Here is a 6,581-nt window from a genome sequence, read left to right as displayed (position 1 = left end):
CCGCGCCGTCCCGGATGGTCACGGCGCGGCCTTCCGCGGACGACTCTGCGCCGGCGCGGCGCCATCCACACCGGGCAGCAGGTAGTAGGGGTTCTCGATGAGCGGGCCGGCCATCCACGCCTCCAACGTCCCCAGCAGGTCGTCGGGCGCGAACCGGCCGCCCCGCAGGTGGCCGCCCTCCGGCTCGGTCAGCACCAGGTCGCCGGCCCCGGCGAGCCGGGCCGCGATGTCGTCGCGTTCACCCTCGGCCGCCAGGACAACACCCCGATGCAGGCCTTCGGACGCATCGTGAACGGTCGTCCGTGCGGTACACCCTGAACACGGCCGCCTACTACGCGCATCACATTCTGCTCACGTCACGGCACCGCCGACCACGAATCCCGATTCCCTCCGCCCCGTCGAGCACACGCTCGGCAGGACGGAGTCGTTCCGGTCGGACGGACAGCGACACCGAAGCTCTGGGCCTGTGTAAGTTTCATCCGGCACAGCCCGTCCGGAGCTGCCGGTGAGTCAGGCACGCGAGCGGCGAACAACGCACAAACCTCCTTGCCACGCATGGCTTCGGCGGCCGTGGGCCGGGCACCCGGATCCCATCGGCCACGGCGAATGGGGTGCAGCGCCATGAGCCAGCACCGTGACAGGGAGCCAATGTTAGCGCTAACGTCGCCGACGCTCTGCCTGTGTGGTCGCTGAAAAGGGGCTCTCGTGTCGTCCTTCAACCGTCGGCGGCTGCTACAAGCCGCGGGGGCCAGCGCTGTCACCTCCGCCGCCGCGTCCCTCGTCGGACAGACGCCCGCTGCCGCGGCACCCGCCTCAGCCCGATCGGAAACCGGGGCGTCGGCGTTCCCGTTCGATCTCGGCCAGGTGCGGCTGACCGCGAGCCGCTGGCTGGACAACCAGAACCGGACGCAGAACTACCTGCGGTTCGTCGACGTCGACCGATTGCTGTACAACTTCCGGGCCAACCACCGGCTGTCCACCAACGGCACCGCCACCAACGGCGGCTGGGACGCGCCGAGCTTCCCGTTCCGCACTCACGTCCAGGGGCATTTTCTGACGGCCTGGGCGCAGCTGTGGGCCGTCACCGGCGACACCACCTGCCGGGACAAGGCCACCGCCATGGTGGCCGAACTGGCCAGGTGCCAGGCCAACAACGCCGCCGCCGGGTTCACCGCCGGCTACCTGTCCGGGTTTCCCGAGTCCGAGTTCGACAACCTCGAAGCCGGGCGCCTGTCGAGCGGCAACGTGCCGTACTACTGCGTGCACAAGACGATGGCCGGCCTGCTCGACGTGGCGCGCTACGTCGGCAGCACCCAGGCCCGTGACGTGTTGCTGAACCTGGCCGGGTGGGTCGACCGGCGCACCGGCCGACTCAGCTACGCCCAGATGCAGGCGCTGATGAACACCGAGTTCGGCGGCATGAACGCGGTGCTGACCGACATCTACCAACTCACCGGCGACTCGCGGTGGCTGACCGCCGCCCAACGATTCGACCACGCCGCCGTGTTCGACCCGCTGGCGGCCGGCCAGGACCAGCTCAACGGCCTGCACGCCAACACCCAGATCCCCAAGTGGATCGGCGCCGCGCGCGAGTACAAGTCCACCGGCACCACCCGCTACCGCGACATCGCCACCAATGCCTGGAACATCACGGTGGGCACGCACACGTACGCCATCGGCGGCAACAGCCAGGCCGAGCACTTCCGCGCGCCCAACGCCATCGCCGGCTACCTCAACCAGGACACCTGCGAAAGCTGCAACACCTACAACATGCTCAAGCTGACCAGGGAACTGTTCACGCTGTACCCGGACCGCGTCGACCTGGTCGACTACTACGAGCGGGCGCTGCTCAACCAGATGATCGGCCAGCAGAACCCGGCCGACAACCACGGGCACGTCACGTACTTCAGCTCGCTCAACCCGGGGGGACGTCGTGGCCTCGGTCCGGCATGGGGCGGCGGCACGTGGAGCACCGACTACGACTCGTTCTGGTGCTGCCAGGGCACCGGTCTGGAAACCCAGACGAAACTGGCGGACTCGATCTATTTCTCCAGCGGCACCACGTTGCTCGTGAACCTGTTCCTGCCCTCGGTTCTCAGCTGGACCCAGCGTGGCATCACCGTCACCCAGACCACGTCCTATCCGGTCAGTGACACCACCACGCTGACGGTCACCGGCAACGTGGGCGGGAGGTGGGACATGCGTATCCGCATTCCGGCCTGGACCAGCGGGGCGACCATCAGCGTCAACGGCGCCACGCAGAACGTGACCGCCACCCCCGGCAGTTACGCCGCCCTGACCCGATCCTGGGTCTCCGGTGACACGGTCACCGTCCGCCTGCCCATGACGGTTGCCCTGCGGGCGGCCAACGACAACGCGACCGTCGCGGCGGTCACCTATGGTCCGGTGGTCCTGGCCGGCAACTACGGCAACAGTTCCCTCAACGGGCTGCCGACTCTGCAACCGTCCTCGATCACGCGCACCAGCGCCGGCGCGCTCGCCTTCACCGCCACCGCCAACAGCGCCACGGTCAACCTGGCGCCCTTCTACGACGCGCAGGGCTTCAACTACACGGTCTACTGGAGCGCCAACGGCCAGGGCGGGACGACCTATCGATTGGTCAACGCGGGCAGCGGGCTGCTGCTGGGCATCCAGGACATGTCCACCGCCGACGGCGGCCGCGCGCTGCAGTGGTCGGACAACGGCACCTCGGACCACAACTGGGAAATGATCACCGACGGGGACGCCGTCCGGTTCCGCAATGTCAACAGCGGCAAGGTGCTCGGTGTCCAGAGCATGTCGACCGCGGACAACGCGACCGTGCTTCAGTGGTCGGACAACGGAACCGCCGACCACCGCTGGACGCTCGTCGACCTCGGCGACGGGACGTGCAAGATCCGCAACGTCAACAGCGGCAAGCTGCTGGCCATCCAGAACAACTCGACAGGCGCCGGTGCGTTCGCCGTCCAGGGCCCCGACAACGGCGCGGCGACCAACCGGTGGCGGGTCGTGCGCAACAGCTGATCCACGTACTTGCGCGAGCCGATCACGAGTATCTGAGCTAGGCTCAGTTGTTCACGGCTTGTGCGGTAGCCGTCGAGGCACAGTCTCGCCGAACGCCCCCTGTGTCCGGTTCGCCGGGCACAGGGGGCGTTCGGCCGTCCTCGAACTGGCGGACGGCTTCGATCACTGGCCGGCCACTCGCAGCATGACCGTGCCGTGGGCCGGGATGCTGGCGCTGATGGCGCCGGCGGTGGTCGAGGTCGCGCCGGTCCACAGGTCGGTCAGTGTGTACCGGCTCGCGCCGGTCTTGCCGACGGCGCCGGTGGTCGTGGCGATGGTCGCGGTGGAGCCGGTCTCGTTGAACAGCACCACCGCGACGTCGCCGTTGGCCAGCGGCTTCGTCATGACGTCATGACCGCCGGCGGACGACACCAGCCGGCCCTGCTTGCCGAGCGAGTCCTGGTCGACGGCGATGACCGCCTTGTTGGACAGGATGCTCAGCGTGGTGGCGCTCGCCCTGGCGATGTTGGTGCCGGCCACGAGCGGCGCCGCCATCTCGGCCCACAGGCTGAACTCGGTGCGGTCCTCGGTGGCCGACATGCCGTTGCCGATCTCCAGCATGTCCGGGTCGTTCCAGCCACCCGGCCCGGCGTAGCCGGCCAGGGCGGCGTTGGCGTGGAAGATCGACAGCATGCTGCCGAAGGAGGCGTTGATGTCGCCGGTGGTGCGCCAGCTGTTGCCCACGCCCGCGCCCCAGGTCCACACGTTCTCCTGGCCCCAGTCGCACAGGCTGTACAGGATCGGGCGGCCGGTGGCGGCCAGGGCGTCCCGCATCGCGGTGTACCGGCCCTGGGCGCCGATGCCCTGGTTGTTGCAGTTGTCGTACTTCAGATAGTCCACGCCCCAGGCGGCGAACCTGCGCGCGTCCTGCTGCTCGTGCCCGAGACTGCCCGGGTAGCCGGCGCAGGTCGCGGTGCCGGCATCCTCGTAGATGCCCAGCAGGAGCCCCAGCGAGTGCACGTACGCGGCGGTGCCGGCGATGCCGTCCGGGAACTTCGCCGGGTCCGGCACCAGATTGCCGCTGCCGTCACGGTTGTGGGTCAGCCAGCAGTCGTCGATGTTGACGTATCGATAGCCGGCGGCGGCCATGCCGTTGTCGTGCATGGCCTTCGCGGTGGTCTTGATCAGCGACTCCGAGACGTTGCAGCCGTAGGCGTTCCAGTCGTTGAACCCCATCTGCGGAGTCCGCGCCAGGCCGTTGCCCAACGCCTCGGCCGGGCCGGCGGCGACGAGCGCGGCGGCGGGTGTCATCGCCACCGTCAACGCGAGGGCCACGGCGAGCCGGCCGACGCGCGATCGCGGGCGGAACCTGTTCAGGCGCATCAGGGTGCTCCTTGGGTACGGGCCGTGGAAGGCCAGGCCGATCGCGTCATCGCCGACACCGACCAGGTTTGGTTGGCGCCGCCGTTGGTGATCCACTGGACGACGGCCGCCCCGCCGGCGGTGGAACCGCCGGAGACGTCGGCGACCCAGCCGCTGCCGAGGTTGACCACCAGGTAGTCGGTGTCGGATGCCGAGGTGTAGTCGCCGACGGCGTCGAGAGCCCATTGCTGGCCGGCGCCGCCGTCGCAGGTCCGCTGGTCGAGTTGGACACCCTGGGCGGTGGAGCCGGCGGGGTCGTCGAGGCACTTGCCGCTGCCGACATTGCCGATCGTGTAGACGTTGCCGGCGCGCTGGGTCAGGGTCCAGCGCTGGTTTCCGGCCTGGTGGTCGGCCCACTGGATGATCTTGCCGCCGTCGGCGGCCGACGCGTCGCTGACGTCCATCACCAGGCCGCTGTGGGCATTGGTGAGCGTGCGGGTGCCGGCGGGCGGGTTCGACGAGCCCGCGGACCAGGTGCCCGAGGCCGGGTCGAGACTCCAGGAGTTCTGCCACCCGACCGTCACGGTGGCGCCGGCGATGGTCATCGGCAGCCAGACCGCCGGGGACGCCCCGAGATCGCCGGTGGTCCACCGGTCCCCCGCGTAGACGTAGCTGGTGCCGGCGCTGCCCGACACCGGGATGATGTTCGCGGTCTGGCTGTTGTACGTGTTGGTGCCGGCCGGGGCGAAGGGCCGAAACGCTGCCCAGGGGCCGCCCAACGACGTCGCGGTCGAGTACACGTTGTCGTTGGTGCCCCACCCGGTCAGACGCGAGCCGAGCAGGTAGTACCGGCCGCCGTCCTTCACCATGGCCGGCGCTTCGTAGTCCGGCAGGACGGCGACCGCGGCGTCGACCGACAGGTAGTCGGCGGACAGCCGGTCGACGCGCAGCCCGTTGACGCGATCCTCGCTGAGCAGATAGCCGATGCCGTCGCTGTCCTGGAACAGCCCGAGGTCCCGGCTCACCTGCCCCAGCGGCCGAAAGCTGCCGCGATAGGCGTAGGGGCCGCACGGCGTCGTACTGGTGGCCACGCCGACCTTGGCTTCGCCGTAGGACGGACTGTCGATGTGCAGGTACATCACGTACGTCCGGGTGGTCGCGTTGTACAGCACCTTCGGCCGCTCCACCACACGGTTCGGACCGAGGTCGCCGCCGGCCTGCCGGACGAGGGCGTGTCCCCGCGGCGTCCAGTGCGCCAGATCCGTGCTGGCGTAGCAGGGAATGTCCTGGAACGACGTGTCGGCGGAGGTCTCGCCGGCCTTGTCCTCGCCGAAGCCGTACCAGGTGGCGCCGACCTTGACGATGCCGAGGCCGTGCAACTGGAGCGCGGCGCCGCTGGTGTCCTGCCACGCCTTTCCCGGGGTGAACCCGACGGTCGCGGCCCGCGTGGGCGCGGCGATCAGGACAGCGCCCAGCACCGTCGCCAGCAAAGCGACCACGCCGGCCCGTACACGCAGCTCGATCCGCCGTGACATGAATTCCCTTCCACGACAGTGGATCCCTCGACAGCAGTACCGATCCACCGGCGCGGGCGTCAAGACGCCGAGGCGCCGTCCCGGATTGCCCCAGGTGGCGGGCGATCCGGCCAGGTCTGCGGGGTGAAACATTCACCAGGCGACGACGAAGTGCCACCTTGACACCCGCACGGCGTCATTCATACATTAGGTGCCTGGTTGTATGAATGACGTTGGGGAGTTGGTCCGAGTGAAGCTCGGCAAGACCGCCGTCGTCCTGGGTGGCAGCGCCGCCGGCCTGTGCGGCGCCGGGGCGCTCGCCCCGCATTTCGACCAGGTGCTGGTGCTCGAACGCGACGAGTTGCCGGCGGCGGCCGAGCACCGCCGCGGCGTGCCGCAGAGCAAGCACCCGCACTTCCTGCTGAACTCCGGCCGTCGTGCGATCGGGGCGCTGTTCCCCGGCTTCGAGGACGACCTCGTCGCCGCCGGCGGCCTGCACCTGATGCCGTCCATGGACGCCGCCTACCTCGACGGCCAGGGCTGGTCCGCCCGCAAGCGCAGCACGATGACGATGATCTACAGCTCCCGGATCCTCATCGAGCGCGTGCTGCGCGACAAGGTGCGCGAGCTGGCCAACGTGACCGTCCGCGAGGGTGTCACGGTGAGCGGCCTGAGCACCCGCGACGGAGCGGTCACCGGCGT

Annotated in this window: 4 protein-coding genes and 1 pseudogene; 2 read left to right on the top strand and 3 right to left on the bottom strand. The window is 69.4% G+C overall.

Going from position 1 to position 6,581, the window contains the following annotated elements; all coding sequences use genetic code 11:
• Nucleotides 1–18: 18 nt before the first annotated feature.
• The gene (locus KUTG_RS59870) at nucleotides 19–195 is read right to left on the bottom strand and encodes a hypothetical protein (RefSeq protein ID WP_157495294.1); all 177 of its coding nucleotides are present in this window, start codon (nucleotides 193–195) and stop codon (nucleotides 19–21) included.
• A 510-nt stretch (nucleotides 196–705) separates the two neighbouring features.
• Between KUTG_RS59870 and KUTG_RS47320 the strand changes: the two genes are divergently transcribed.
• Nucleotides 706–3,024: a beta-L-arabinofuranosidase domain-containing protein gene (locus KUTG_RS47320; RefSeq protein ID WP_043726461.1), complete on the top strand. Its 2,319-nt coding sequence runs from the start codon at nucleotides 706–708 to the stop codon at nucleotides 3,022–3,024.
• Between the two features lie 162 nt (nucleotides 3,025–3,186).
• Here KUTG_RS47320 and KUTG_RS47315 read toward each other — a convergent pair whose 3' ends face one another.
• Both KUTG_RS47315 and KUTG_RS47310 read right to left on the bottom strand, forming a co-directional pair.
• On the bottom strand, nucleotides 3,187–4,386 hold the full coding sequence (locus tag KUTG_RS47315) for a glycoside hydrolase family 27 protein (protein WP_198047592.1): 1,200 nt from the start codon (nucleotides 4,384–4,386) through the stop codon (nucleotides 3,187–3,189).
• Nucleotides 4,386–5,900: an RICIN domain-containing protein gene (locus KUTG_RS47310; protein WP_052396276.1), complete on the bottom strand. Its 1,515-nt coding sequence runs from the start codon at nucleotides 5,898–5,900 to the stop codon at nucleotides 4,386–4,388. Before KUTG_RS47310 ends, KUTG_RS47315 begins: the two co-directional genes overlap by 1 nt.
• Nucleotides 5,901–6,129: 229 nt before the next feature.
• Between KUTG_RS47310 and KUTG_RS64770 the strand changes: the two are divergent.
• Nucleotides 6,130–6,581: pseudogene (locus tag KUTG_RS64770) on the top strand (hypothetical protein); the annotation flags it as partial.

Source organism: Kutzneria sp. 744 (assembly GCF_000568255.1).
Classification (GTDB): Bacteria; Actinomycetota; Actinomycetes; order Mycobacteriales; family Pseudonocardiaceae; genus Kutzneria.
This window is presented reverse-complemented; position numbering and strand designations above follow the sequence as displayed.

Bases quoted from the DNA above. Each gene is read 5' to 3' on its own strand.
- KUTG_RS47315 (WP_198047592.1), bottom strand. From the start codon at position 4,386: ATGCGCCTGAACAGGTTCCGCCCGCGATCGCGCGTCGGCCGGCTCGCC.
- KUTG_RS47310 (WP_052396276.1), bottom strand. From the start codon at position 5,900: ATGTCACGGCGGATCGAGCTGCGTGTACGGGCCGGCGTGGTCGCTTTG.